At 68.7% G+C, this 25,378-nt stretch carries 26 protein-coding genes; 13 read left to right on the top strand and 13 right to left on the bottom strand.

The genetic code is table 11. From position 1 onward, the window contains the following. Positions 1 to 12 precede the first annotated feature (12 nt). Positions 13 to 1,206 carry an AAA family ATPase gene (locus tag AOZ06_RS52460; protein WP_054297561.1) on the bottom strand — a complete coding sequence of 398 codons (1,194 nt, stop codon included), beginning with the start codon at positions 1,204 to 1,206 and terminating at the stop codon, positions 13 to 15. A 125-nt stretch (positions 1,207 to 1,331) separates the two neighbouring features. Continuing rightward, positions 1,332 to 2,612, bottom strand: coding sequence for an acetyl-CoA C-acetyltransferase (locus AOZ06_RS52455; RefSeq protein ID WP_157233715.1), 1,281 nt, complete (start codon positions 2,610 to 2,612; stop codon positions 1,332 to 1,334). 78 nt (positions 2,613 to 2,690) lie between these two features. Here AOZ06_RS52455 and AOZ06_RS52450 point away from each other — a divergent pair, with 78 nt between their 5' ends. Further along, entirely contained in the window at positions 2,691 to 4,007 is a 1,317-nt protein-coding gene (locus AOZ06_RS52450; protein WP_054296218.1) for a 3-oxoacyl-ACP reductase, read from the top strand. Between the two features lie 9 nt (positions 4,008 to 4,016). Then, positions 4,017 to 4,856, top strand: coding sequence for a MaoC family dehydratase (locus tag AOZ06_RS52445; protein ID WP_054297560.1), 840 nt, complete (start codon positions 4,017 to 4,019; stop codon positions 4,854 to 4,856). Between the two features lie 153 nt (positions 4,857 to 5,009). On the opposite strand, the gene AOZ06_RS52440 is transcribed toward AOZ06_RS52445, so the two are convergent. Beyond that, positions 5,010 to 5,657, bottom strand: coding sequence for a TetR/AcrR family transcriptional regulator (locus tag AOZ06_RS52440; protein ID WP_083472509.1), 648 nt, complete (start codon positions 5,655 to 5,657; stop codon positions 5,010 to 5,012). 91 nt (positions 5,658 to 5,748) lie between these two features. Here AOZ06_RS52440 and AOZ06_RS52435 point away from each other — a divergent pair, with 91 nt between their 5' ends. Next, on the top strand, positions 5,749 to 6,390 hold the full coding sequence (locus AOZ06_RS52435) for an SCP2 sterol-binding domain-containing protein (protein WP_054296216.1): 642 nt from the start codon (positions 5,749 to 5,751) through the stop codon (positions 6,388 to 6,390). After that, positions 6,387 to 6,965 carry an SCP2 sterol-binding domain-containing protein gene (locus AOZ06_RS52430; RefSeq protein ID WP_225953116.1) on the top strand — a complete coding sequence of 193 codons (579 nt, stop codon included), beginning with the start codon at positions 6,387 to 6,389 and terminating at the stop codon, positions 6,963 to 6,965. Before AOZ06_RS52435 ends, AOZ06_RS52430 begins: the two co-directional genes overlap by 4 nt. Here the strand turns inward: AOZ06_RS52430 and pdxR are convergent. Further along, positions 6,904 to 8,280, bottom strand: a complete 1,377-nt coding sequence (gene pdxR / locus AOZ06_RS52425; RefSeq protein WP_054296215.1) for a MocR-like pyridoxine biosynthesis transcription factor PdxR — start codon at positions 8,278 to 8,280, stop codon at positions 6,904 to 6,906. The two genes, AOZ06_RS52430 and pdxR, sit on opposite strands and share 62 nt — an antisense overlap. Before the next feature lie 46 nt (positions 8,281 to 8,326). On the opposite strand from pdxR, the gene AOZ06_RS52420 reads away from it, so the two are divergent. Next, on the top strand, positions 8,327 to 9,289 hold the full coding sequence (locus AOZ06_RS52420) for an aldo/keto reductase (RefSeq protein ID WP_054296214.1): 963 nt from the start codon (positions 8,327 to 8,329) through the stop codon (positions 9,287 to 9,289). Here the strand turns inward: AOZ06_RS52420 and AOZ06_RS52415 are convergent. Further along, positions 9,283 to 10,032: a helix-turn-helix domain-containing protein gene (locus tag AOZ06_RS52415; RefSeq protein ID WP_083472508.1), complete on the bottom strand. Its 750-nt coding sequence runs from the start codon at positions 10,030 to 10,032 to the stop codon at positions 9,283 to 9,285. The genes AOZ06_RS52420 and AOZ06_RS52415 overlap by 7 nt on opposite strands. 51 nt (positions 10,033 to 10,083) lie before the next feature. Here AOZ06_RS52415 and AOZ06_RS52410 point away from each other — a divergent pair, with 51 nt between their 5' ends. After that, positions 10,084 to 10,653: a TIGR03086 family metal-binding protein gene (locus tag AOZ06_RS52410; protein WP_083472507.1), complete on the top strand. Its 570-nt coding sequence runs from the start codon at positions 10,084 to 10,086 to the stop codon at positions 10,651 to 10,653. Between the two features lie 42 nt (positions 10,654 to 10,695). Here AOZ06_RS52410 and AOZ06_RS52405 read toward each other — a convergent pair whose 3' ends face one another. From AOZ06_RS52405 to pdhA, 3 genes are read right to left on the bottom strand one after another with little or no spacing between them, the layout of a single operon-like run. Further along, entirely contained in the window at positions 10,696 to 12,057 is a 1,362-nt protein-coding gene (locus AOZ06_RS52405; protein ID WP_054296213.1) for a dihydrolipoamide acetyltransferase family protein, read from the bottom strand. A gap of 3 nt (positions 12,058 to 12,060) precedes the next feature. Continuing rightward, positions 12,061 to 13,080 (bottom strand): alpha-ketoacid dehydrogenase subunit beta, encoded by a 1,020-nt coding sequence (locus tag AOZ06_RS52400; RefSeq protein WP_054296212.1) that lies wholly within the window; start codon positions 13,078 to 13,080, stop codon positions 12,061 to 12,063. Further along, positions 13,080 to 14,288, bottom strand: coding sequence for a pyruvate dehydrogenase (acetyl-transferring) E1 component subunit alpha (gene pdhA, locus AOZ06_RS52395; RefSeq protein WP_054296211.1), 1,209 nt, complete (start codon positions 14,286 to 14,288; stop codon positions 13,080 to 13,082). The genes AOZ06_RS52400 and pdhA overlap by 1 nt, the downstream gene beginning before the upstream one ends. Before the next feature lie 360 nt (positions 14,289 to 14,648). On the opposite strand from pdhA, the gene AOZ06_RS52390 reads away from it, so the two are divergent. Next, complete coding sequence (locus AOZ06_RS52390) at positions 14,649 to 16,067, top strand: M20/M25/M40 family metallo-hydrolase (RefSeq protein WP_054296210.1); 1,419 nt, start codon at positions 14,649 to 14,651, stop codon at positions 16,065 to 16,067. Here AOZ06_RS52390 and AOZ06_RS52385 read toward each other — a convergent pair. The 3 genes from AOZ06_RS52385 to AOZ06_RS52375 are packed head-to-tail and all read right to left on the bottom strand — an operon-like array spanning position 16,029 to position 18,302. Beyond that, complete coding sequence (locus tag AOZ06_RS52385; protein WP_054296209.1) at positions 16,029 to 16,706, bottom strand: endonuclease V; 678 nt, start codon at positions 16,704 to 16,706, stop codon at positions 16,029 to 16,031. The two genes, AOZ06_RS52390 and AOZ06_RS52385, sit on opposite strands and share 39 nt — an antisense overlap. Continuing rightward, entirely contained in the window at positions 16,703 to 17,203 is a 501-nt protein-coding gene (locus tag AOZ06_RS52380) for a hypothetical protein (protein ID WP_054296208.1), read from the bottom strand. The genes AOZ06_RS52385 and AOZ06_RS52380 overlap by 4 nt, the downstream gene beginning before the upstream one ends. Before the next feature lies 1 nt (position 17,204). After that, positions 17,205 to 18,302, bottom strand: a complete 1,098-nt coding sequence (locus AOZ06_RS52375) for an ADP-ribosylglycohydrolase family protein (protein ID WP_236952010.1) — start codon at positions 18,300 to 18,302, stop codon at positions 17,205 to 17,207. Positions 18,303 to 18,447: 145 nt separating this feature from the next. Between AOZ06_RS52375 and AOZ06_RS52370 the strand changes: the two genes are divergently transcribed. Genes AOZ06_RS52370 through AOZ06_RS52345 form a run of 6 tightly spaced genes read left to right on the top strand, consistent with a single transcriptional unit; the run spans position 18,448 to position 24,103 of the window. Beyond that, positions 18,448 to 19,377 carry an ABC transporter substrate-binding protein gene (locus tag AOZ06_RS52370; RefSeq protein WP_236952008.1) on the top strand — a complete coding sequence of 310 codons (930 nt, stop codon included), beginning with the start codon at positions 18,448 to 18,450 and terminating at the stop codon, positions 19,375 to 19,377. A gap of 19 nt (positions 19,378 to 19,396) precedes the next feature. Then, positions 19,397 to 20,305 carry an amino acid ABC transporter permease gene (locus AOZ06_RS52365; protein WP_083472506.1) on the top strand — a complete coding sequence of 303 codons (909 nt, stop codon included), beginning with the start codon at positions 19,397 to 19,399 and terminating at the stop codon, positions 20,303 to 20,305. A 5-nt stretch (positions 20,306 to 20,310) separates the two neighbouring features. Further along, on the top strand, positions 20,311 to 21,072 hold the full coding sequence (locus AOZ06_RS52360; protein ID WP_179950875.1) for an amino acid ABC transporter ATP-binding protein: 762 nt from the start codon (positions 20,311 to 20,313) through the stop codon (positions 21,070 to 21,072). 4 nt (positions 21,073 to 21,076) lie between these two features. Further along, entirely contained in the window at positions 21,077 to 23,263 is a 2,187-nt protein-coding gene (locus tag AOZ06_RS52355) for a translocation/assembly module TamB domain-containing protein (protein WP_083472505.1), read from the top strand. A gap of 10 nt (positions 23,264 to 23,273) precedes the next feature. Next, complete coding sequence (locus AOZ06_RS52350; protein WP_054296205.1) at positions 23,274 to 23,732, top strand: SRPBCC family protein; 459 nt, start codon at positions 23,274 to 23,276, stop codon at positions 23,730 to 23,732. Then, positions 23,729 to 24,103 carry a hypothetical protein gene (locus AOZ06_RS52345; protein WP_054296204.1) on the top strand — a complete coding sequence of 125 codons (375 nt, stop codon included), beginning with the start codon at positions 23,729 to 23,731 and terminating at the stop codon, positions 24,101 to 24,103. The genes AOZ06_RS52350 and AOZ06_RS52345 overlap by 4 nt, the downstream gene beginning before the upstream one ends. On the opposite strand, the gene AOZ06_RS52340 is transcribed toward AOZ06_RS52345, so the two are convergent. Together AOZ06_RS52340 and AOZ06_RS52335 are read right to left on the bottom strand one after the other, a co-directional pair. Continuing rightward, entirely contained in the window at positions 24,092 to 24,799 is a 708-nt protein-coding gene (locus tag AOZ06_RS52340) for a DUF6882 domain-containing protein (RefSeq protein ID WP_054296203.1), read from the bottom strand. The genes AOZ06_RS52345 and AOZ06_RS52340 overlap by 12 nt on opposite strands. Before the next feature lie 130 nt (positions 24,800 to 24,929). Then, on the bottom strand, positions 24,930 to 25,256 hold the full coding sequence (locus AOZ06_RS52335) for a Shedu immune nuclease family protein (RefSeq protein WP_157233714.1): 327 nt from the start codon (positions 25,254 to 25,256) through the stop codon (positions 24,930 to 24,932). Positions 25,257 to 25,378: the final 122 nt, after the last annotated feature.

Genomic DNA, 25,378 nt, shown 5'->3' with positions numbered 1-25,378 from the left:
GTTCGTTGGACTTCACTCCTCGCGGCCCAGCAGGAAGCGTCCGAAGTGCGGCACGGTGAACGCGATCCGGCCCCGCTCGGCGGAGTACACGAGGCCCTTCTTGATCAAGCTGTCCCGCGCGGGCGACAGCGAGGACGGCTTGCGGCCCAGGAAGACGGCGATGTCCGCGGTGCTGACGCCCTCGTCGCGGCCCTCGGTCAGCTCGGCGATCGCGCGCAGGTACTCCCGCTCAGCGGGTGTCGCGCGCTCATACCGTGACCCGAAGAAGCCCACAGCCAGCTCGGCTTCGGCTTCCGGGGCCGCGACCTGCACATCCTCGGCCGTGATCGGATCGCTCGGCGCCGCGTCCCACGCCGCCTTGCCGTACGCCTGGATGAAGTACGGATACCCACCGGACGCCTCGAACAGCGCGTCCAGCGCGTCGGAGGTAATGTCCGCGTCCTCGCGGGTGACCGGTGCGAGGATCGCCTGGTAGGCGTCCTCCTGGACGAGCCGATCGATCCGGACGTACCGGAACAGCCGCTCCGAGTACGACTTGCTCGCCGACAACACCGCGGGCAGGTGTGGCAGCCCCGCGCCGACGACCACCAGCGGCGCCTGGTTCTGCGACAGCTCGTGGCACGCGGCGCACATCGCGGACACGTCGTCGGGCAGCAGGTCCTGCATCTCGTCGATCAGCAGCGCGACCCCGGTGCCCACGTCCTGCGCGAGTTCGGCGACGTCGGTGAACAACTCGACGAGGTCGATCTCGATGTCGCCGGAGTCAGCGCGGCCGTTCGCCGCGGGCACGTCGATACCCGGCTGCCAGCGGTCCCGTAGCTTGGCGCCCTCCGGTGCGGCCCGCAGCGCAAACGCCTTCAGCACGCCGAGGACGTACTCGACCCGGTCCGGCGCACGGTGCCGCACGGCCAGATCCCGAACCGCGCGGTGCAACGCGGCCGACAACGGCCGGCGCAGGTCCGCGTCGGGACGCGCCTCCACCTTGCCCGCGCCCCAGCCGCGCTTGAGCGCCATCGACCGCAGCTCGCCGAGCAGCACGGTCTTGCCGACACCCCGCAGTCCGGTGAGCACGAGGCTGCGTTCCGGCCGTCCTCGCGCGATGCGTTCCAGCACGACCTCGAAAGCGGCGAGTTCCTTGTCCCGACCGGCGAGCTCGGGCGGGCGCTGACCCGCGCCGGGGGCGAACGGGTTGCGTACCGGGTCCATCATCGGAAGGTATCGGCCTGTCTAGCGTCGATCCGATATTCCCGGATACATCCGTACGGCGTGTCGTTCATCAGATTGTCTACGGCTTTCTAGTCATGAAACTAGAAAGCCGTAGACGCTGCTACTCACTTCTCGACGATGGCGGTGACGCCCTGACCGCCCGCCGCGCAGATCGAGATCAGCCCGCGGCCGGAGCCGCGCTCGTTGAGCAGCTTGGCCAGCGTGGCGACGATCCGGCCGCCGGTCGCGGCGAACGGGTGCCCGGCCGCCAGCGACGAGCCGTTGACGTTGAGCTTGCCCCGGTCGATCGAGCCGAGCGGCTCGTCCAGGCCGAGCTTCTCCTTGGCGAAGGTCGAGTCCTCCCACGCCTTGAGCGTGGCCAGCACCTGCGACGCGAACGCCTCGTGGATCTCGTAGAAGTCGAAGTCCTGCAACGACACCCCGGCACGGGCCAGCATCCGCGGCACCGCGTACGCCGGAGCCATCAGCAAGCCTTCGCCGCCGTGCACGTAGTCGACAGCCGCGGTCTCGGTGAAGGTCAGGTACGCCAGCACCGGCAACCGCCGCGCCTTGGCCCACTGGTCGTTGGCGAGCAGGACAGTGGAGGCGCCGTCGGTCAGCGGCGTCGAATTGGCCGCGGTCATCGTTCCCTCGGCCCCGCCGAACACCGGTTTCAGCTTGGCGAGCTTCTCCAGCGACGAGTCCGCCCGCAGGTTCTGGTCGCGCTGCAGACCGAGGTACGGCGTGATGAGGTCGTCGAAGAACCCGCGCTCGTAGGCGGCGGCCAAGTTGTGGTGGCTCGCCACAGCGAGTTCGTCCTGGGCGGCCCGCTCGATCGCCCACTCCTTGGCGGTGATCGCCGCGTGGTCACCCATCGACAGCCCCGTGCGCGGCTCGGCGTTGCGCGGGATGTCCGGGATGATGTGGCCCGGCCGCAGCTTCGCCAGCAGCCGCAGCCGTCCGCCGAGCGTCTTGGCCCGGTTGAGCCGCAACAGGATCGCGCGCAGGTCCTCGTGCACACCGATCGGCGCGTCGCTCGTGGTGTCCACGCCGCCCGCGACGCCCGCCTCGATCTGGCCGAGCGCGATCTTGTTGGCCACCTGGATGATCGCCTGCAGCCCGGTGCCGCACGCCTGCTGGATGTCGTACGCCGGGGTTTCCGGGGAAAGCCGTGAGCCGAGCACGGACTCACGGGCCAGGTTGAAGTCGCGGCTGTGCTTGAGCACCGCGCCCGCGGCGACCTCGCCGAGCCGTTCGCCTTGCAGTGAGAAGCGGCTGACGAGTCCGTCGAGTGCCGCGGTGAACATGTCCTGGTTCGAAGCGGTGGCGTAAGGGCCGTTCGACCGGGCGAACGGGATCCGGTTACCGCCGATGATCGCGACCCGCTTCAAGCCTCGTGGCGCCATCTCGTCCTCCCACATAGGTCGTACTGGCCATCCTAACCTACTCGCAAGTAGTATTACCGCGAGTAGGGAGGCGCCACGATGACCGATGGCTACAGCCGATTCGCCCGTTCGGGACCGGGAAAGTTCCTGGTCAAACGGCTAGGACTGCCCAACCCGACACCGCTGCTGCGCTACCGGCCGGGCCAGTCGGCACTGCCCGGACCAGCCGTTGTCGGGTCGGCGAAAGGTGGACGTCTGGAGGAACAGGTCCGCAAGGTCCTGGGCCAGTCCGGTGTCGAGGTCATCGACACGGCCGACCGACCTGGTGCTTTGGTGTTCGACGCGACAGGCATCGACAGTCCCGAGCGGCTGCGTGAGCTCTACGACTTCTTCCATCCACGCATCCGGGGCATAGCCCCCTCCGGCCGCGTCGTGGTGCTCGGCACCACCCCGGACGGCTCGAAGGAGTCGATCCCCCAGCGCGCGCTCGAAGGCTTCACACGCTCGCTCGGCAAGGAACTCAAGCGCGGCGCCACGTCACAACTGGTGTACGTCGCCCCGGGCGCCGAGGACAACATCGAGTCGACGCTGCGGTTCCTGCTGTCGGCCAAGTCCACCTACGTCGACGGCCAGGTGATCCGGATCGGCGCGGGCTCCGTCACGCGCCCGGACAACTGGCTCACGCCACTGGACGGCAAAGTCGCGCTGGTCACCGGTGCGTCACGCGGCATCGGCGCCTCCATCGCCGACGTGCTCGCCCGCGACGGCGCCCACGTCGTCGTCCTGGACATCCCCGCACAGGGCGAGGAGCTCTCCGCGGTTGCCAACCGCGTCGGCGGCTCGGCCCTGCAGCTCGACATCACCGCACCCGAAGCCCCCGCCCAGCTCGCCGAGTACTTCAAGACGCGCCACGGCGGCGTCGACATCGTCGTGCACAACGCGGGCATCACCCGTGACAAGACGATCGCCAACATGACCGACGCCCAATGGGACTCGGTGCTGTCGGTGAACCTGGCCTGCCAGCTGCGGATCAACGACGTCCTGCTGGCGGGCACCTTGAAGCCGGGTGGCCGGATCGTCGGCGTCTCGTCGATCGCTGGCATCGCGGGCAACGTCGGCCAGACGAACTACAGCACCAGCAAGGCAGGTGTGATCGGGATGGTGAACACGTACGCGCCGCTGCTGGCCGAGAAGGGCGGCACGATCAACGCGGTCGCGCCCGGTTTCATCGAGACGAAGATGACCGCGGCGGTCCCGTTGTTCATCAGGGAAGCCGGCCGGCGGATGAACAGCATGTCCCAGTCGGGACTGCCGGTCGACGTCGCCGAGGCGATCGCCTGGTACGCCAGCCCGGCATCCGGCGGGGTGAACGGCAACGTGGTGCGCGTCTGCGGCCAGAGCCTGATCGGAGCGTGACCCGTGCCGATCACACACACCCGCGAACTGGACGCGCCCCCGAACCTGCTGGCGCTGTACGGCAAAGCCGCCATCACCGGCATCGGCAGGAACGGCGGCAGCTTACCGTCCACTGTGTACACCAGGCCGTCGGTGGCGATCGACCAGGAACACCTGTCCCGTTACGCGAAGGTGTGCGGCTTCCGCCTCACCGACCAGCTGCCGGTGACATACCCGCACATTCTGGGCTTCCCGCTGCAGGTGAAGCTGATGACCGACAGCGACTTCCCCTTCCCCCTGGTGGGAACAGTGCACGCGGCCAACCGCATCACCCAGCTGCGCCCACTCCACGTAACCGACGCACCCCAGTTGCGCGTCCGCGTGGAGAACCTGCGCGACCACCCCAAGGGCAAGCAGTTCGACGTGATCACCGAAGCCCTCCTCGGCGAAGACCTGGTGTGGCACAGCACCAGTACTTACCTGCGCCGCAAGGGCTCCGGCTCGTCGGGAGAGAAGAAGGCCACCGAAGCCCCCAAGGCGCAGGCGGAGTGGTACGTCCCGGACGACATAGGCCGCCGCTATGGCGAGGTCTCCGGCGACCGCAACCCGATCCACCTGCACGCGCTGACCGCCAAGCTGTTCGGCTTCCCCCGCGCGATCGCCCACGGCATGTGGACGAAAGCCCGCAGCATCGCCGCGTTCGAAGGACGGCTGCCGGACGCGTACACGGTCGACGTGTCGTTCAAGCTGCCGGTGATGCTGCCGTCGAAGGTCGGCTTCGCCGGGGTCCGCACCGATGCGGGGTGGGCGTTCGACCTGTTCAACGCCCGCGGCGGAAAACCTCATCTGACCGGCACGATCACCGGCTGACCGGCGTACTTCGCGCCAATGGGATCATCGGCGAATCTGGTTGTCCACAACTGGCCGGTAACCCCGTTGACCAGGCCTGTTGCCGATAGAATGGAGCCGGGGACGCCCCCCGGGTTGGGCGGGGGACTGTTGTGGGGATGGTGGGCTTCGAATTCAGTGCTCGGCCGGGGACCAGACGTTGCCTTCGACCAGGTCGCCGAAGCCCATCCAGACCAGGTTCATCAGCCAGGCCACCACTGTCCTCGTCGGTACCGCCGGGTGGTCGAGCCACCAGTCGGCCAGTGACTCGCTGGCGCCGACGAGCGCCGCGGACATCGCCTCGGTGCTTTTCTGCGCGTGCTCGTCCATGCCTCGTTTGGTGGCGACGCCCACCAGCAGTGCGTCGACCAGGGTGATCGCCCTCGAGCGCATCGCCAGTACTTCGTCGCTGAACGGGCCGCCCTGCGAGATCACCTGCCTGTGCAGCACCCGCCAGCTTTGCTTGTTGCCGCCCACGAACTCGAAGAAGGCTTTCAGGCCCATCCACAGCTGCATGTCCGGCGCCACCGTCGCGTCCACGCCTGCGACGATCGCCTCGAGCAGCAGCCCCGCCTCACGCCTGATGCACGCCGCGAACAGGTCTTCCTTCGAACCGAGGTAGGCGTAGATCATCGGCTTGGACACGCCCGCCACCTCGGACACCTCGTCCATCGAGGCTTCGTGGTACCCGTGCTCCGAGAACACGCGGACGGCCGCGTCCAGGATCTGCTTCTCCCGGACCTCCCGTGGCAGCCGTTTGACTCGCCTGTCCTCCACGCTCACCGCATCCACCCCTCCGTGTCGCTTATGGCAGATTGCCATCGTATCTACCCGACCGTATTCTTACTCCGGAGTAGGTAACGAGGAGGCGTTCATGCCCGACCTCAGTGTTGAGGCCATCAGCCGGCTCAGCCCCAGTGAGCTGATCGCGCTGATCGACCAGCTGGAACCCACGACCGACGGCCTCGCCGACATCGACATCGACGAGATCGCGCGGCTGATCGACCCGGCCAAGCTCAAGGGTGACGAGTTCGTCCGGCTGATCTCCGGCCTGCAGCGGCTGTCCGGCGGCACCGTCGACATCGCCAGGATGGGCCCGCAGACCTTCGCGCGGCTGATCTCCGGCGCGTCGAAGGGCCAGCTCGACGAGGTGCTGTCGCGCCCCGAGCTGCGTGCGCTGATCCTCGGCGAGATCTTCCGCCGGATGACCACGCACCTGCGCAAGGAGAAGGCGCGTGACGTGAACGCCGTGGTGCACTGGCGGTTCTCCGGTGGCAGCGGCGAGGGCGGTTACGACCGCTACGAGACCGTCATCGCGGACGGTGCCTGCACGGTCAACCGGGACATGGCGAACTCCAGCCGGGTCACGATCACCATGCCGCCGCAGGACTTCCTGCGCCTGATCACGTCGAACGCGTCGGCCCCGGTGCTGTTCATGACGGGCAAGCTCAAGCTGCGCGGCGATCTGCCGTTCGCCGCGGGCATGCTCAGCATGTTCGACCTGCCGAAACCTTGAAGACCTGGCACCGGCTGCCGGACGAGCCGGAACTGGGCGCGTTCGACGCGTTCGCCCGGTCGATCGACATCGGCAAACTCGACCCCGGCCAGTTCGTCCGTCTCATCGAGACGATGGACATGCTCGGCAAGGCCGGGACCGGCGTCGAGCTCTCAGCATTGCGCACCAGCACGTTCATCCGGATCATCGAACAGGCCTCGGTCACGCAGCTGGACGCGCTGATGGCGCACGCCGTGCTGCGGCCGGTGGTGCTGGCCGAGCTGTTCGAGCGGATGGGCAGGCACGTCAAGCCCGGCGCGCCGGATCTGGTGCTGCACTGGCGGTTCACCGGCGGGTGTGAAGCCGGTGGTTACGACCGGTACCAGACCGTCATCGAGAACGGACAGTGCTCATCGGGCATCGTGCAGGACCGCGATCCACGTGCGACTGTCACCATTGTCCCGACGGACTTCCTGAAGGTCGCCACCGGCAACGCGTCCGCGCCGCTGCTGTTCCTGCGCGGCCGGGTGAAGGTCAAGGGCGACATCCCCTGCGTCGCGAACTTCCCGAACCACTTCGACCTATCGAGTCCTTGAGCACCGCGACCGCGTCGGCCACCGAACTGTCCGCCAGGTTGCCGTAACCCAGCACGAGCCCCGGATCGCCCGGCCGGGTCCGGTACGCGTCCAGACTGACCAGCTTCAGACCCTGTCCGGCGGCGTGGTCGACCACTTCGGACGCGTCGATGTCCAAAGGCAACACCAGATGCAGGCCTGCCGCCGCGCCAGAGACGGCCAACGGGTCGAGCGCCTCCAGCAGGGCGTCGCGTCTGGCGCGGTACCGCAACCGGGCGGCGCGCAGGTACCGGTGATACGAGCCCCGCTCGATGAATGTGGCCAGCGCCAACTGGTTCACGACCGACGGCGCCGCCGTCGGAACCCTGTCAATCCACTGTGGCGGGACGACGTACCAGCCGATGCCGAGCGCCGGGCTCAGCGTCTTGCTGACCGAGCCGAACAGGAACACCCGCCGGGGATCCATGCCCTGCACCGTGCCGACCGGTTTGCGGTCGTAGCGGAAGTCGGCGTCGTAGTCGTCCTCCAGGATCACCCCGTCGACGTCCCGGGCCCACGACAGCAGGGCCGCCCGGCGCTCCGGTGAGAGCACGACTCCGGACGGGAACTGGTGCGCGGGTGTCACGACCACCGCGCGCACACCGGCCGGGATGTCCTCGACACGCAACCCGTCCGCGTCGACCGGCACGGGGACGGGCTCAAGTCCCGCGTCCTCGGCGGCACGCCAGACCTTGGTCCAGCCCGGCTCCTCCACCGCGATCCGCGTGATGCCCTCGGCGTGCAGCGCACGGCCGACCAACGTCACGCCGTGGCACACGCCCTGCGAGATGAGCACGTCGTTGGTGACCGCACCTCGGGTCCGGTGCAGGAACTCGGCCAGGACCGTGCGCAACCGGGGATGGCCGCCCGCGGCCGGTATGCCGAGGTCGGTGTGCGGCGCCGTCGACAACGCGTCACGGACCGCGTCCGACCAGCGTTTACGGGGAAACGCTCGCAGGTCGGGCAGTCCGGGTGCGAGGTCGTACCGCGGTGGTGGCGCGGCGGGTTTGGGAGGTACGGGCCGCCAGATCTCGTCCGCCCAGCAATGCACGCGCGTGGCCGACCCGGCGCGGGCCTCCAGGTATCCCTCGGCGACCAGTTGGGCGTACGCCTGCGTGACCACCCACCGCGAGCACTGCAGATCCCCGGCCAGCCGTCGGCTCGGCGGCAGTGTCGCGCCCTTGCGCAGCACCCCGTCCCTGATCGCTCCGCGCAACGCGCGGGCGAGCTGGTCCGCACCCGGCCCGGACACGGCCAGCAGGACGTCCCACCCCAAATTGGTCTGCGATCTGCTCACAGAAGTGGACTGTAATACCGGACCGATCACTCCTAGGTTTGATCACATGAAGAGAGTTCAACTGGGAGAACAGACCGTCAGCCAGGTCGCGCTCGGCTGCATGTCCATGGGCACGCTCGCCGACAAGCCGACGTCCAGCCGCATCCTGGACGCGTACCTCGACGCGGGCGGCGACTTCCTGGACACCGCCGACTGCTACTCGTGGTGGAACTCGGACACGAGCGAAGGCGGCGAGAGCGAGCAGATCCTCGGCGAGCTGCTGAAAGGCAGGCGTGACAAGGTCTTCCTCGCCACCAAGGTGTCGGCGCTGCTCGCCGACTACGCGGCGGCACGGGAAACCGGCGACGCCGAGCCGTACTTCGTCGGCGCGGGTGCCGACGTGATCCGGCGCGGCATCGACGACAGCCTGCGCAGGCTCCAGACCGACCACGTCGACCTCTACTACATCCACGTCGACGACATGGCGACTCCGCTGGAGGAGACGCTGCAGGCGCTCGACGAGATCGTGCGCGCGGGCAAAGTCCGTCACGTCGGCTGGAGCAACGTCTGGACCTGGCGGCTGGAGCGGATCCGCGCACTGGCCCGCGCCAACGGCTGGGCCGTGCCGATCGTCGCGCAGCAGCAGTTCACGTACCTCGACCCGGTGCGCAGCCGCCGCAATGTCGCAGCCGCCGACATGCTGGCGTGGCTGGAGCACAACCCGGACGTCACGTTGGCCGCGTACGCGCCGATCCTCCAGGGTTCCTACGAAGAAGGTGGCAGGGCCAAGTCGATCTACAAGCAGTACGACAGCCCGGAGGCCGACGCGAAGCTGGCGGCCCTCGGCAAGGTCGCCCGGGAGCTGGGCGTGACCGCCAGCCAGGTCGTGCTGGCCTGGTTGTTGCAGGTGTCGAACCAGGTCGCGCCGATCGTCGGGCCGCGGACATGGGAGCACTACGAGGCGTACGCGCGCTCGTTCGACCTGGAGCTCGCGCCGGAACACGTTGCCCTGCTTGACGTTGCTCAGTAGCGCTCCGCGTAACGCGTCGGCGTCTCACCGAACATCCTGGTGAAGTCCCTGGTGAAGTGGGCCTGGTCGGCGTAGCCGAGTTCGGCGGCGAGACCGGCCCAGTCGATCGCGTCGCCCTTGGCCATCCGCTCGGTCACCTCGTGCAACCGGTAGCGGCGGATCACCCATTTCGGCCCGACACCGACGTGTTCGGCGAACAGGCGCTGCAACTGCCGGACAGTCGTGCCGAACGCCGTCGCGAGTTCGTCGACGCGCACGATCCCGGGTTTCGCCGTGATCAGCTCGACGACCCGCGCGGCCAGCTCGGCCTTGGGGTCGGGTTCGGGCAGGTTCGCCCGCAGGAAGTCCTCCACCTCACCGATCGCGTACTTCGCCGGCGTGCCGGGGAAAACCCCGGTGGCCGGGATGACCCGGTCGGTGATGGTGGCGACCGCGCGGCCGAGGAACGGCCGGAACATCCCCGGCCGGAACGCGATGCCGAAGACTTTCCTGCGGCCGTCGAGCACCTGGAACACGTGCCCGCTGGAGACGCCGTTGACGTTCGCCCCATCTCCCACGGCACTGTCCTCGTGGAAGGTCAGGTGCACGTTCGGGTACGGCACGATCAGCTGCCGGTACGGCTCCGCGTAGTCCCACTCGACCATCCAGTACCGGGCGACGTACGGCGCCAGATCCGCTGCGGGCGCGGCGAACTCGTGGCTCTGGAACTTCCGCCAGGCCAGTTCACGCGGGTCCCGTCGCATCCGTCGCCTTTGTTCAATACACGCCCCGCAGCCCACCCTACTGTTGCGCGCATGTCAGGAAACCAGCTGATCGAGCACGCCACCGGCCCCGTCATCGACGTCGTCAACGGGATCAAGCCGGACCAGCTCGGCGCGCCGACGCCGTGCCGCGACTACGACGTCCGCAAGCTGCTCAACCACCTGCTGTACTGGGGACCGTCGCTGGAAGGCGCCGCACGCAAGGAACTCGTGCCGCCGCCGGACACTCCCGAAGACGAGACCGACGTCCCGGACGACTGGCAGGACGAGCTGGTCGCGAACTTGGCGAAACTCGCCGCGGCCTGGAGCGAACCGGCCGCCTGGGACGGCACCACGCACATGGGCGGCCCGACCGAACTGCCCGCGGCGCTGGTCGGCGGCATGGTCACCGGCGAGGTCGTCATCCACGGCACCGACCTGGCCCGCGCCACCGGCCAGCATCTGGAATTCGACGCGGACCTGCTCGAATACGTGCACAAGGAGCTCGTCGCGAACGTCGAATGGGGTCGCGACATGGGCGTCTACGGGCCGGAAGTGCCCGTACCCGCAGACGCCCCACTGCTGGACCGGATCCTCGGCCTCACCGGCCGAAACCCCTCGTGAGTGGTTGGTCCGGTTCTAACCGGACCAACCACTCACGAGGTTCTAGTAAGTGATCGCGATGCTCGGGTCGGCGAGCAGGGCACCCACGTCCGCGAGGAACTCGGAGCCCTGCTGACCGTCGATCACGCGGTGGTCGAAACTCAGCGACAGCTGGCAGATCTTGCGCGGCACCACCTGGCCGTCGACCACCCACGGCATGTCGCGGATCGTGCCGAGCGCCAGGATCGCGGACTCGCCCGGGTTGATGATCGGCGTCCCGGTGTCCACACCGAACACCCCGATGTTGGTGATGGTGAACGTGCCGTTCGCCATCTCCGCCGGGGTGGTCTTGCCGGCACGGGCCTTGTCGGTCAGCGCTTCGAGCGCCTGCGCCAGTTCCCGCAGCGACAGCTGGTCCGCGTCGTGGACCTTGGGCACGACCAGGCCACGCGGGGTGGCCGCGGCGATCCCCAGGTGCACGTAGGACTTGTAGACGATCTCGTCGCCCGCCCACACCGCGTTGATGTCCGGCGTCCGCTTCATCGCCAGCAGCACGGCTTTCGCCGCGAAGGTCAGCGGTGTCAGCTTCACGTCACGCAACCGCGGGTGGTTCTTGAGCCTCGCCCGCAGTTCCATCATCGGCGTGACGTCGATGGTCATGAACTCGGTGACGTGCGGCGCGGTGAACGCACTGTCCACCATGGCCTTCGCGGTCGCCTTGCGGACACCGCGGACCGGGACGCGGCGTTCCCGCTCGCCCGAGGACACCACGGCGGGCGCCTCCGGGGCAGTGGCGGGCGCCGCCGCGCGTTCGACGTCGTCACGCGTGATGACCTGGCCCGCGACGGCCAGTTGGCGCAGATCGACGCCCAGGTCCTTGGCCAGCTTGCGGACTGGCGGCTTGGCCAGCGGCACGTACCCACCGGGCAGTGCCGTCGCGACGGGTTCGGGCTCCGGCACCGGTTCGGGTTCGACGACGACCGGGGCCGCCGCGACCGGGGCAGGAGCGATTGGGGCAGGAGCGACTGGAGCGGGAGCGGAACCCTTGCGGGCACGGCGTTTCGCCGCACCGGTCTTCGGGCCGTAGCCGACCAGGCTCTGGATCCGGCCGTCCGCGCTCTCCTCACCGATCTTGGTACCGCCGCCGGACGAGTCCGGAGTGGACTTCGCCGCGCCGCCGGGGTCCACGTCGAACACGATGATCGGCGTTCCGACCGCGACCGTCTCACCCGGCTGGGCCAGCAGTTCGGTGACCACGCCCTCGTACGGCGCCGGCAGTTCGACCGCCGCCTTCGAGGTCTCGATCTCCACGAAGATGTCGTTGACCTTGACCGTGGAGCCGACCTGGACGTGCCAGGTCAGGATCTCCGCCTCGACAAGGCCTTCACCGACGTCAGGAAGGGGGAAGTGCTTGAAGTCGGGCACGGGTCACCACGCCAGCGAACGGTCGACGGCATCGAGCACGCGGTCCAGGTCGGGGAGGTACTCCTCCTCGACTTTGGACGGCGGGTACGGCGTGTCGAACCCGGTCACCTTCAGCACCGGCGCCTCCAGCGAGTAGAAGCACTCGCGCTGCACCCGGTCGGCGATCTCGGACGCGATCGACACCTCACCCGGCGCCTCACTGGCCACGACCAGGTGCCCGGTGCGGCGCACCGACTCGAACACCGGGTCCAGGTCCAGCGGCGACAGCGTGCGCAGGTCGATCACCTCGAGGTCCTGCCCGTCCTCCGCGGCCGCGGTCGCCGCGTCCAGACAGGTCTTCACGAGCGGACCGTACGACGCGAGCGTCGCGGTCGTCCCGGGCCGCACGACACGCGACTTGAACAGCGGGTACGGCGTCGCGTCCGTGTCGATCTCGGCTTTCTCGTGGTAGCGCCGCTTCGGCTCGAAGAAGATCACCGGGTCGTCGCTGTCGATCGCCTGCTGGATCATCCAGTACGCGTCCACCGGGTTCGCGCAGGACACGACCTTGATCCCGGGCATGTGCGCGAAGTAGGCCTCCGGCGACTCGGAGTGGTGCTCGACCGCGCCGACACCGCCGCCGAACGGCACGCGGATCACCAGCGGCAGCTTCAGCATGCCCTGCGTGCGGTAGTGCAGCTTGGCGACCTGGCTGGAGATCTGGTCGAACGCGGGGAAGATGAAGCCCTCGAACTGGATCTCGCACACCGGCCGGAAACCGCGCACGGCCAGGCCGACGGCGGTGCCGACGATGCCCGACTCGGACAGCGGGGTGTCCAGCACGCGGTGCTCGCCGAAGTCCTTCTGCAGTCCGTCGGTGATCCGGTAGACGCCGCCCATCTTGCCGACGTCCTCACCCATCACGAGGACCTTGGGGTCGCGCTCCATCGCGGCGCGCAGCCCCATGTTGATCGCCTTGCCCATGGTCAGCTTCGTGGGCGCCGCGGGCACAGCCACCTTCTTGTCCATCACTGGTGCCGCCATCAGTGCGCACCTCCCTCGAAACCGGCCAGGTAGTCCAAGTACTCGTCGCGTTGCTGGTCCAGCACCGGGTTCCCGCCGGCGTAGACCTTCGAGAAGATCCGCTCGGCGGGCGGGTCCGGCATGTTGAAGCAGTACGCGCGCAGCTCGGACGCCAGCTGGTCGGCCTCGACCTGCACCTCGTCGAAGAACTCCGGCTCGGCCATGCCGCTGCGCACCAGGTGCACGCGGACGCGCTCGATCGGGTCCTTGAGCTTCCACGCCTCCAGCTCGTCCGACAGCCGGTAGCGCGTCGGGTCGTCGGAGGTGGTGTGCGCGTCCATCCGGTACGTGAACGCCTCGATCAGCACCGGGCCGTTGCCCGTCCGGCACTCCTCCAGCGCCCAGCGGGACACCGCCAGGCAGGCCAGCACGTCGTTGCCGTCAACGCGGATGCCGGGGAAGCCGTAGCCGCGGGCCCGCTGGTACAGCGGGAGCCTGCTCTGCCGCTCGGTCGGCTCGGAGATCGCCCACTGGTTGTTCTGGCAGTAGAAGACGACGGGGGCGTCGTACACCGCGGCCCACACGAAGCCCTCGTGCACGTCACCCTGGCTGGTGGCGCCGTCGCCGAAGAAGACCATGGTGGCCTCGGCGTCCGGCTCGTTGCCGACCTTGCCGTCGAAGCGCTGGCCCATCGCGTACCCGGCCGCGTTCACGACCTGGTTGCCGATCACGATCGTGTACGGGTGGAACCGGTGCTGCACCGGGTCCCACTCGGAGTGCTGGGTGCCTCGGAACGTGGCGAGGATCTGCTCCGGCTTGATCCCGCGGCACCACGCGACACCGTGTTCGCGGTAGCTGGGGAACGCCATGTCCTGCGGCTTGAGCGCACGGCCCGCGCCGATCTGCGCGGCTTCCTGGCCCAGCAGCGGGACCCAGATGCCGAGCTGGCCCTGGCGCTGCAGGGCGTTGCCCTCACGGTCGGCGCGGCGAACGAGAACCATGTCGCGGTACAGGCCGCGCAGCTGTTCGGCACCGATGTCGTCGACGTACTTGTCGAACTCGGGGTTCGCTACTCGCTCACCCTCCGGCGTCAGGAGCTCCACCAGCTCCGCGCCGCCTTCGTTGGTCGCACGCAAACCCGCGATCACCTGTTCTGGGGTCGGTTTCGCCGCGGTTGCGGCTGGACCGCCTCCCGGCTCCGGGTGCGTCCACTGTTCTGGGGACGACATGCGGCTTTCTCCTCGTGTTCGAGGCCACGGCATCGCTCGTGACGGCGCCTGGGGGCCTACTCCGGCGCGCGCCGCCACCTCGGGTTGGGAGGCGGACAGCGGCGGTCGGCGTTGACGGCTGTCACATTCCATCCTGGCATGCCATTCCCCGATCTGGTGAGTCCGGCGCGGTCGTGAAATTGGCTCGAAATCCTCTTGAGCAGGGGAAATCGTAGGATCACCGATGATCGGGCTGCCTAGCGAGCAGGCCCGCCGCGCACGCCAGAGCACGTTCGGCGCAATCTCGATCCTGCGGTCGGCGGACACCCGGCCGGGCAAATGTGATCTGGGCCACCCACGCACTCGTGACAGGATCGGGGGGTGGAGCACAACACCCTGAACTCGACCGTCAGCCGGCTCTGGGATGCGGAGATCCTGCCCAGTTTGTCCGAGCTGGTCACGATTCCCGCGCTGTCACCCGCGTTCGACCCGAACTGGGCGGCGACGGGGCACCTGGACGACGCCGCCGCGCACGTCAGCAAGTGGATCACCGCGCGGAACCTGCCGGGGGCGACGGTCGAGACCGTGCGGCTGGAAGGCCGGACGCCACTGGTGATGGTGGATGTGCCGGCAACCCCGGGCGCGGAGGACGCCGGGACGGTCCTGCTCTACGGGCACCTGGACAAGCAGCCGCCTGTCGGCGGTTGGGGCGAGGGACTCGGTCCGTGGACGCCTGTTCTGCGCGACGGCCGGTTGTATGGGCGTGGCGCCGCGGACGACGGTTACTCGGGTTACGCCGCCACGGCAGCCATCGAGGCCGTACGGGCCGGGGGCGGTTCGCACGCGCGGTGCGTGATCCTGCTGGAGACCAGCGAGGAATCGGGCAGCCCCGACCTCGCGCCCTACCTGGAGCACCTGCGTGACCGCCTCGGCGACGTGACTCTGGTGGTGTGCCTGGATTCGGGCGGTAGCGACTACTCGCGGTTGTGGCTGACCACCTCGCTGCGCGGCATGGTCTCGGTGGACGTGACCGTGCGCGTGCTCGACGCCGGCGCGCACTCCGGGCTGGCGAGCGGGATCGTGCCGAGTTCGTTCCGGATCATGCGGACCCTGCTCGACCGGCTGGAGAACTCCACCACCGGCGAGGTCCTGCTGTCGGCGATGAACGTGGACATCCCGCCGCACCGCATCGAGGAGGCCAAGGTCAGCGCGGCGGCCGCGGCGGGCAAGGCCGGCACGGCGTTCCCGCTGGCCGCGGGTACCCGCCCGGTCGTGGCCGACGACCTCGAGCTGATCCTGAACAACAGCTGGCGGCCGACGCTGTCGGTGATCGGCGCTTCCGGCATGCCCGAGCCGCTCGACGCGGGCAACGTGCTGCGGCCGTTCACCACGCTGTCGCTGAGCTTCCGGCTGCCGCCGACCGCCGGGGCGACCGCGGCCCTCGAGCAGTTGAAGCAGGCGCTGACCACCGACGTCCCCTACGGCGCACAGGTCGAGCTGACCCGTTCCGACCTGGCCGACGGCTGGGACGCGCCGGAGCTGGCGCCGTGGCTGCGGACCACTTTGGACGACGTGAGCACGACGGTGTTCGACGCGCCATGGGGCACCGTGGGCCTCGGCGGCTCGATCCCGTTCATGGGCCTGCTGGCCACGACCTACCCGGCGGCCCAGTTCCTGGTCACGGGCGCGGTCGGCTCGGACAGCAACATCCACGTGCCCGACGAGTGGCTGCACCTCAGCCAGGCCGCGCGCGTGACGACGTCAGTCGCGCACGTCCTGCACTCCCACGCGACCCGCTAGGGCCTCGCGACCGAGGTGGTCGGCTGCCCGGGTGGTCTCGGGCAGCCGGTACCGGGGGCTCAGTTTCAGCACCAGGTCGCACGCGGTGTCGAGGTCGATCCGGTGGCCGACGGACACGAACACCGGCTTGACGTCGTCCTGCGTGCGCAACGCGCGTCCGACGGTCTCGCCGTTGTCCACCAACGGCTTCCAGTCGCCGCGGGTCGGTCCCGGCGCCTCGAATTGGCCAAGCGCTTGTTTCCCCACCCCGATCGACGGCAGCCCCGTCTCGACCCCGATGTGGCAGGCGAGCCCGAACCCGCGCGGGTGCGCCAGCCCCTGCCCGTCGCAGACCAGCACGTCCGGGCTGGTGGTCAGCTTAGCCAGCGCCGGGAGCAGCGCGGGCAGCTCGCGGAACGCGAACAGCCCCGGGACGTAGGGGAAGTCGGCGACGGCCTCGTGCACCGCACTGTCCACAATCGTCAGTGTCGTCATGTCGACACACACCGCTGCCGCGATCAGCCGATCCGAGTCCTGCGCGTACGCCACATCCAGCCCCACCGCGACCTTCGGCGCGAAGCCCGCGGGCGCCGTCTGCTCGACCAGGTGCGCCATGCCCAGCTGCAGCCGGACAGCTTGCTCGACCGCCGGGTCGTTCACGCGGTGTCGTAGGCGTCGAGGGACGCCGGGTCGATGGGAACCGGCTTCCGGTCACGCCAGTCCTGCGGGCGTTTCATCGGGACCGCGGCGTAGAAGTCGATGAAGAGCCCCTTGTCGATGTAGAACCCGCCGCCGCGTTCGAGGAACAGCAGGTACGGCTCGTACGGGTCAGGCAGGTCGGGCAGGTCGGCGGCGCCTTTGACGACGTCCCAATGCAGTGCGGCCTCGGCTGCCCTGCGCGCCTCGTAGCGCCCGAGGTACGTCTCGACCTCGGTGAGGCGGTCGAGCACGTCGGGAGCCGCCCGCAGGTCGGGCGCCACGTACGTGCCCAGGTCGATGAAGGGCCAGTGCCGCTGGGGCGGGACGTCGTACGCGTCGCTCCAGAGCGCGATCCTGCGCAGGAACTCCACCATCAGCTTCGTGCGGGACCGGATGTGGTCGAGCCCCAGGTCCTGGTTCTCCCAGTCGGCCGCGAGAAGACGGCTGAGCGCGGTCATGTCACCAGTCCGGGTAGCGGGCGTACCAGGCCGAATCGTGCAACGGCTTCGGCCCGAACTCCACGACGGCGTCCAGGCTCAGCCGTTCGATCACCTCGCGCAGCTCCAGCTGGGCCAGCCACTCGGCCGGGACCGCGTCGATGCCCCACGCGGCGCCCAGGATGTTGCCGCAGATCGCCCCGGTCGAGTCGCTGTCGCCGGAGTGGTTGACGGCCATCAGCAGGCCGTCGGCCATGGTGTCGGCGCACAGCGCGGCGCACACCCCGATCGCGAGGGCCTCTTCGCCGACCCAGCCGCCGCCGAGTTGCGCCGCGATGGTCTCCGGATCCGGCCGGTGCGGCGACAGTTCGACGGCTTTGTCCAAGATGTCCAGCTGTTCCTGGTGGTCGTCCCAGCGCAGCAGGTGTTCCCGCGCCACGGTGATCGCGTCCGGCAGCGCCGTGCCCTCGAGCAGTTCGCTGACGATCACCGCCAGCACACCCGCGGACAGGAAGCCGCTGGGGTGGCCATGGGTGAGCGCGGCACTCCGCACGGCGATGTCGAAGATCTCCGCCGGGTCCTCCGACCAGAACGCCACCGGAGCCGCCCGCATCACGCCGCCGCAGCCCTTGGAGTCGTTGATCCGCTTGTCCGGCGTCGTCGGGCTGCCCGTGTTCACGAACGCCCGCAGCGACGCCAGGCACGTGCCACCTGGCGCGCGCCGGTGGAACAAGCCGCGGTTGGTGATCAGCCAGCCGTCCGGCTCGGCCGACTGCTGCGCGAACACACCGCCGCAGCGCTCCCACGGCGTGCCCTGCGTGTGGTGCCAGCGCTGGTAGGCGTGCTGCATGACCATGGTCAGGTCGATCGCGGTCCCCCGCCGCTGCCCCGCGTGCGCCCTGAGCAGGCCTTCCAGGGTGAACAGCGTCATCTGCGTGTCGTCGGTGATCTCGCCGGTGCCGGTGTACGAGGGGACGTAGTCCTGCAGGCCCTGCGGGCCGTACCGCTGCCGGATGCCTTCGATGGAGTCGAACTCGATCGGCGCGCCGAGCGCGTCGCCGACCGCTCCCGCGAGCATCGTCCCGAGCACTTTCGACGGTGGCAGCGATCGTCTGGTCACCGTGGGAATCGTAGGCGACACACCGGACCGGCGAAGCGGATCGGCCAATCAGCTGCTCGGTGACCAGGTCGTAACGGGTGCTTGCTGGGAACGGGCGCTAACAAGTGGCAGTATGCGGACACTTGACCAAGAGAAGGAGTGACCTGTGGCGCTACGGACCAGGCACAAGTTGCTCGCCCTGTTGCCCACGATGGCGTTGGCGACACTGGCGGCGGCGTGTGGAACCGTGCAGGACAACCCCGGTGGCGGTGGTGGGGCGCCCGGCAACAGCCAGTCGGCGGAGATCCCGGCGGCGGCGAAGGACGACAAGCTCGCGGCGCTGCTGCCCGCGGAGATCAAGGCCGACGGCAAGATCCTCATCGGGCAGGACCAGAGCTACCCGCCGAACGAGTTCGTCGAGAACGACAAGGTCGTCGGGATGGACGTCGACCTCGGCAAGGCCATCGGGCAGAAGCTCGGTGTCACAGTCGAGTACCAGAACACGGCGTTCGACGGCATCATCGCCGGGCTCGCGTCCGGCCGCTACGAGGCCGCGATGTCGTCGTTGACCATCAACGCCGACCGCCTCAAAGAGGTCGACATGGTGTCGTACTTCAGCGCGGGCACCTCCGGTGCCGTGCTGAAGGGCAACCCCGACAAGCTCACGCTGGACACGCTGTGCGGCAAGAACATCGCTGTCCAGAAGGGCACTGTCCAGGTCGAGGACCTCGAGGCCCGCACGGCCAAGTGCAAGCAGGCCGGGCAGCCGGACATCAACGTCCAGCAGTTCCAGAACCAGACCGACGCCAACCTGGCGCTGAGCTCGAAGCGCGTCCAGGGAATGCTGGCCGACTCGCCGGTCGTCGACTACGCGCTCAAGATGACCAACGGCCAGCTCGAGCAGTTCGGCCAGGTCTACGACAGCGCGCCCTACGGCCTCGCGCTGCCCAAGGGCAAGGGTGAGTACGCCAAGGCCGTCCAGGGTGCGATCCAGGCGCTGATCGAGGACGGCACGTACAAGAAGATCCTGGAGAAGTGGGGCGTTCAGCAGGGCGCGGTCACCAAGTCTGAGGTGAACCCCGCACCGGCGGGCTGATCTGGAGAGTCCCTTGTCTTTGTCAACCGAAGAACGCCGCCCGGAACCGATCAAAGCGGTTCCGGTGCGGCACTACGGCCGCTGGATCGGCGGCGCGGTCGTGCTCGTGCTGGCCGCGCTCGCCGTCCGCAGCATCATCGTCAACCCGAACTTCCGCTGGGAACTGGTCGGCCCGTACCTGTTCGACACCCGGATCGTCAAAGCACTGGTCACCACGCTGTGGCTGACCGTGGCGGCGATGGCCATCGGCATCGTCGGCGGCGTCATCCTCGCGGTGATGCGGCTGTCGCCCAACCCGGTGCTCTCCGGGGCCGCGGGCGTCTACATCTGGCTGTTCCGCGGCACACCGCTGATCACGCAGCTGATCTTCTGGGCCAACCTGAGCGCCCTCTACCCGACGTTCGGGCTGGGCATCCCGTTCGGCCCGGAGTTCGTCACCTTCGAGACCACCGCGACGATCACGCTGCCGATCGCGGCCCTGCTCGGACTGGGGCTCAACGAGGCCGCCTACATGGCCGAGATCGTCCGCGCCGGTATCTCGTCGGTGGACGAGGGGCAGACCGAGGCCGCGGGCGCGCTGGGCATGACCAGGGCCAGGACACTGCGCCGGATCGTGCTGCCGCAGGCCATGCGCGTGATCATCCCGCCGACCGGCAACCAGCTGATCTCGATGCTGAAGACCACCTCGCTGGTCACGGTGATCGGCTACACCGAGCTCACGGTCGTCGTCCAGCAGATCTACGCCCAGAACTACCGGGTCATCCCGCTGCTGATCGTCGCGGCGATCTGGTACCTGGTCTGCACCAGCGTGCTGACGGTGTTCCAGGGCTTCATCGAGCGCAAGTACAGCCAGTCAACGGTCCGCACGACCGGCTGGGCGAGCCGGATGTTCGGCTTCCGGCTCGGGCAGCGGAAGGAGCGCAAGTGACCGCGATGGTGAAAGCCGAGGGCGTGTGCAAGCGCTTCGGCAGCCTCGAGGTGCTCAAGGGCATCGACCTGGAGGTCCAGCCCGGTGAGGTGATGTGCATCATCGGGCCGTCCGGCTCCGGCAAGTCGACCTTCCTGCGCTGCATCAACCACCTGGAGAAGGTGGACGCGGGCCGGCTGTCGGTGGACGGCGAACTCGTCGGCTACCAGCAGCGCGGCGACAAGCTCTACGAGCTCAAGGAGAACGAGGTCGCGCACAAGCGCCAGGAGATCGGCATGGTCTTCCAGCGCTTCAACCTGTTCCCGCACATGACCGCGCTTGAGAACGTGATCGAGGCGCCGGTGCAGGTCAAGGGCGAATCCAAGGCGCTGGCCCGTGCGCGCGGAGCCGAGTTGCTCGAACAGGTCGGGCTGGCCGACAAGGCGAAGAACTACCCGCGTCAGCTCTCCGGCGGCCAGCAGCAGCGCGTCGCCATCGCGCGGGCACTGGCCATGCAGCCCAAGCTGATGCTGTTCGACGAGCCGACCTCGGCGCTGGACCCCGAGCTCGTCGGTGACGTGCTCGCTGTCATGCGCCAGCTGGCCAAGGACGGCATGACCATGGTCGTGGTCACGCACGAGATGGAGTTCGCGCGTGAGGTCGCCGATTCCGTGGTGTTCATGGACGGCGGCGTCGTGGTCGAGGCGGGTGCGCCGGAAGACGTGATCCGCTCGCCCAAACACGAACGCACCAAGGCGTTCCTGTCCCGCGTGCTGCGCAAGGACTGACGGTTTGCCGGGCAACCGTGGCGGCTCCGCACCGGAGGAGCCGCCACGCCTGGACGTGTCCGACCCGAATCCCGGCAAGTGGGCCCACATGTCCGCCTCGGACGTGGTCCGCCGGGTGACCGAGCCGGACGGCGCGGGCTTGCGGCTGCGTCGCAGGTCCGCGAGCCCGCCGGTGATCCTCGTCGAGGACCGCTTCCTCACCGGTTCGCTGAACCTGCGGGCGCTGGAGTTCCCGTACGTCATCGAGTTCGTCCGGTGCCGCTTCGAGCACCCGCCGGACCTGCGGCAGGCCAAGCTCGCCGGACTGGAGTTCCGCGACTGCTGGCTGCCCGGCCTGCAGGCCAAGAACATGCGGTGCGACAACGACCTCGTCCTCGCGTCGACCACAGTGGACGGTTCGGCGGTCGACCTCGTCGACACCCAGATCGAGGGCTCGCTCAACCTGGCGGACAGCAGGCTCGGCAACCACACCGGCCGCGCGCTGCAGGCCGACCGGCTGGTGTGCGCCGGCGCGTTGCTGGCCAACAACTTGGTGGCGCGCGGTGAGATCCGGATGCCCGGACTGCGCGCGGGCGGCAACGTGAACTTCTCCGGTGCTGTCCTGGACAACCCCGAAGGCTACGCGCTCAACGGATACGGCCTGCACGTCGGCGGGAACCTGTTGTGCGGCATCGACGTCAACACCGGCGCCCGGTTCTCGTCGACCGGCTGGGTGTTCCTGCCCGCGACCAGGGTGGAGAGCGACTTCTCGCTGCGCGGCGCCGAGCTCAACCACGGCGACACGACCGGCACCGAGGTCACCGGCGACCCGGGTTTCGACGTGAGCGCGACACTGATCGCCGACCGGCTCAGGGTGGAGGGAAACCTCGAACTGGACCGCGGCCTGCGGTCCAACGGCACGCTGCGGATCGTCAACGCCGTGATCGGCGGCTCGCTGCGGTTGTCCAGTGCGGACATCGACGTGTCCGGCGAGCAGGACCCGCCGTGGCCGCACCGGGCACTGCACCTGGACGGAACGCAGATCAGCGGTGACTTCGACGCCCGGTCGATGCGCCTGGCCGGGCAGGCGCGGATGGTCGACGTGTCCATCAGCGGCAACCTGTTGCTGGACGGCACGAACCTGCGCAACCCCGATTCGGACGTGATCCTCGCCCGGCGGCTGGCCGTCGGCAGCAACCTGGACGGCCGGTTCATCGAAGCCGCCGGGTGCCTGTCGTTCCAGGGCGCCAAGATCGGCGCGAACCTGGACCTGCGCGGCTCCCGGTTGACCGAGCCGGGCAAGAACATGCGCACCGGCGCGGTGGCGCCGTCGGTCGACATCCGCGCCGCGACGATCGGGCGTGACCTGATCCTCGCCGCCGGGCACCGGCCGTTCGCCGCGCACGGCGGCGTGCGGATGCACCGCGCGGAGATCGGCCGTGAAGCCAATTTCGACGGTGCGATCCTCGGATCAGGCCTTGGCGGAACGGCGTTGAACGCCCACGGCATGGTCGCGCAGGAGCTCGTGCTGACCGTGGGCCAGGCACCGCGTGGCCGTGTGACGCTGCGGCACGCGCGCTGTGCCTCGTTGGCGGACAACGAGAAGTTCTGGGACGGCACGGGACGGATCGACCTCGAGGACTTCCGCTACGAGTCGCTGGCCGTCCCCATCGACCTGAAGGACGACGAGAAGGTCCGCACCCGATTACGGTGGCTGCGCACCTCGATGCAGGGCCATTACAGCCCTGGCCCGTACGACCAGCTGGCGGCCGTGTTCCGCGCGGCGGGCAACGAGGAACACGCGGCGACGGTCCTGATCGAGAAACACCGATGGCGTTACGCCGCATTGGCGGAGGGCATGCGTGTCCTGTGGCCGGGCGTGCGGCTGTGGAGCTGGTTGCAGCGTTCGATGGTCGGCTACGGCTACCGGCCGACGCGCGCCCTGGTGTGGCTGCTGGTGTGCCTGGTGCTCGGCAGCGTCTGGTTCGCGCTGCGCGGCGAGCCGAACGAGATCAACTCCGACGACACGCTGATCTGGAACCCGGTTCTCTACACATTGGACCTGCTCGTGCCGATCATCGACTTCGGCAACAAGAATCGCTGGCAGGCACCGGGAGCCTCACAATGGGTGGCGACCGGGCTGATCGCGACCGGCTGGGTGCTGGCGACCACGGCGGCGGCGGGCCTGACCCGGATGCTCAGGCGCAACTAAGGGAGACGGGATGCAACCCACCGCGACCGGCGAGATCACGGTGAACGCCGCGCCGGAGTCGGTCTACGAGCTGATCAGCGACCCGCGGTCACTGGCTGGCCTCGCGGAGGAGACCGTCAGCTGCACCCTGCTCGACGGCGCGACAACGGTGACGATCGGAACCCGCTTCCGTGGCGTGAACCGCCGAGGCGTGCGCCGCTGGTCGACGGTCTCGACCGTGACCGACGCCGCGCCCGGCCGCCGGTTCGCGTTCAACGTGGCCTCGATGGGCATCCCGGTCTCACGCTGGACGTACTCGATCACCCCGGCGGAAAACGGCTGCGTCGTCACCGAAAGCACGTGGGACCGCCGCCCGCGCTGGTTCCTCGGCCTGGCCTACCTGGCGACAGGGGTGTCCGACCGGGGCAGGACGAACACCGAGAACATCGCCACGACCTTGCGCCGCCTCAAGGAAAAGGCCGAAGCATGACCCCGCTGCTGATCATCGACGCCGCCAACGTGGTCGGCTCGGTCCCGGACGGCTGGTGGCGCGACAGGTTCGGCGCGACCGAACGCCTCCGCGACTCCCTCGCGGACCTGCCGGCCACGGGCGTTGCCGGTGTGCGGCCACCTGTCGACGTGGTGATGGTCGTCGAGGGCAAGGCACGCGGCGTGGAGTCCTCCGACACGGTCCGCGTGGTCCCGGCGTCAACTTCGGGCGACGGCGACGACGCCATCGTGGGCCTCGTCCGCACCGAGGGCACGGACCGGACCTGCTACGTCGTCACCGCCGACCGCGGCCTGAAAGCCCGGGTGACCGAACTCGGTGCGGCAGTCCTCGGCCCGAGCTCAGTGCGCTAGCCGGCTGGTCGACGCGGCGACGAGCAAGTTCTCCGGCGAGAACCGCACGACCGTCTCGAAGTCCGGTCCGGTCAGCGACATCGTCGACTGGGCGTCGTTGACCTCGACACCCAAGCCCCGCACAACGGCGTAGCGGTGCAAGGCGTGCCGGTGGTCCGGCAGCTGAAGGCGGTCGAGCGCGTCCACGATCCGCGACATCGAGGACACGCTCGGCGGGGGCAGCTCAAGATCGGGGTGCTCGACCATGATCGCGATCCGAGATCCGCGGCCGAGGTTGCCGTTGTACATGGTCCAGGTGTGCGTGACCGCCTTGACCAACTCGCCCATCATCCACGCGACCCTCACCGGATCGGTCGGCGAACCAGGCAGATCGGCGAACGGGACCTCATCGTCGACGAGCAGCGAAATGCCGTGCTCCACACCATAGGCCTGGGCCTGCAAAGCCAGCTCGACCAGCTCGGGGAGGTAGTCGGCCTCCTTGTTCGCCCAGCTCCACAACCACGACTGCGGCCCGGGCGCGGCCGACCCGAGAACGTGGAAACCGGTGCACTCCAACGTCCGGTCACCGGTGAACCTGAAGCTCGGCGGACGGAACGTCGCGTCCCAGCGGAACTCCCCGAGCACTGCGAGCATGTGCTCCTGGTGCTCGAACGACATCAGTGCGGATTCGTCTAGCAACTCGTCGATGACGGACACCGCTGCAAGTTAGCCAACCGGCGCGTTCCCAGCAGGCGGATCGGTGAAATACCAGGTACCGGGTGTGGTGGTGCCGGACTTCTGGCCGTTCTGCTGCCTCAGCGCCGCGTCGGCAAGTCGCTTGGCACTCCTACACGGCTGGCTCGACTTCGGTCGGCGCGCTGAGTTCCAGCGCACGACGGGCTCTGTCGATCAACTGTTTGTACGTGACGACCTCAGTCCGAGAACGGTCGGCGTTGTGGACTCGAAGGACCTCGTCGACCTGCTGCTCGGTGAATTCGACGTCGTACATGGGGTGCCCGGCAACCACCGTGGCACTCGCTCGTCTCGCGTCGATGCCATGCCGGGTAGGGACCCCGACTCTGTCCTCGTCGAACGCACGCAGGTAGTTCGCGACTTGCGCGCAGGCCTGGTTCACCTCGTCGGTCGTGATCGGAAAACCACGGTGCAACTTCACCAAGCGCGTGTTCGCTCATGTAATTCGAGTAGCAGGAATTTGAGTGTGGAGTCGTTCTTGAACGCCATGGTCAGCGATCCTGGTGTAGCCGAACCGTCTTGGCTACGGGAGTTCGTCCCGTC

The sequence above is a fragment of the Kibdelosporangium phytohabitans genome, from assembly GCF_001302585.1.
In the GTDB taxonomy this organism is placed as follows: domain Bacteria; phylum Actinomycetota; class Actinomycetes; order Mycobacteriales; family Pseudonocardiaceae; genus Kibdelosporangium; species Kibdelosporangium phytohabitans.
This window is presented reverse-complemented; position numbering and strand designations above follow the sequence as displayed.

Coding starts and splice junctions, on each gene's coding strand:
- AOZ06_RS52350 (WP_054296205.1), top strand. CDS start 23,274: ATGCAACCCACCGCGACCGGCGAGATCACGGTGAACGCCGCGCCGGAG.
- AOZ06_RS52410 (WP_083472507.1), top strand. CDS start 10,084: ATGTCAGGAAACCAGCTGATCGAGCACGCCACCGGCCCCGTCATCGAC.
- AOZ06_RS52415 (WP_083472508.1), bottom strand. CDS start 10,032: ATGCGACGGGACCCGCGTGAACTGGCCTGGCGGAAGTTCCAGAGCCAC.
- AOZ06_RS52345 (WP_054296204.1), top strand. CDS start 23,729: ATGACCCCGCTGCTGATCATCGACGCCGCCAACGTGGTCGGCTCGGTC.
- AOZ06_RS52460 (WP_054297561.1), bottom strand. CDS start 1,206: ATGGACCCGGTACGCAACCCGTTCGCCCCCGGCGCGGGTCAGCGCCCG.
- AOZ06_RS52380 (WP_054296208.1), bottom strand. CDS start 17,203: ATGACCGCGCTCAGCCGTCTTCTCGCGGCCGACTGGGAGAACCAGGAC.
- AOZ06_RS52360 (WP_179950875.1), top strand. CDS start 20,311: ATGGTGAAAGCCGAGGGCGTGTGCAAGCGCTTCGGCAGCCTCGAGGTG.
- AOZ06_RS52455 (WP_157233715.1), bottom strand. CDS start 2,612: ATGGCGCCACGAGGCTTGAAGCGGGTCGCGATCATCGGCGGTAACCGG.
- AOZ06_RS52420 (WP_054296214.1), top strand. CDS start 8,327: ATGAAGAGAGTTCAACTGGGAGAACAGACCGTCAGCCAGGTCGCGCTC.
- AOZ06_RS52450 (WP_054296218.1), top strand. CDS start 2,691: ATGACCGATGGCTACAGCCGATTCGCCCGTTCGGGACCGGGAAAGTTC.
- pdhA (WP_054296211.1), bottom strand. CDS start 14,288: ATGTCGTCCCCAGAACAGTGGACGCACCCGGAGCCGGGAGGCGGTCCA.
- AOZ06_RS52435 (WP_054296216.1), top strand. CDS start 5,749: ATGCCCGACCTCAGTGTTGAGGCCATCAGCCGGCTCAGCCCCAGTGAG.
- AOZ06_RS52400 (WP_054296212.1), bottom strand. CDS start 13,080: ATGGCGGCACCAGTGATGGACAAGAAGGTGGCTGTGCCCGCGGCGCCC.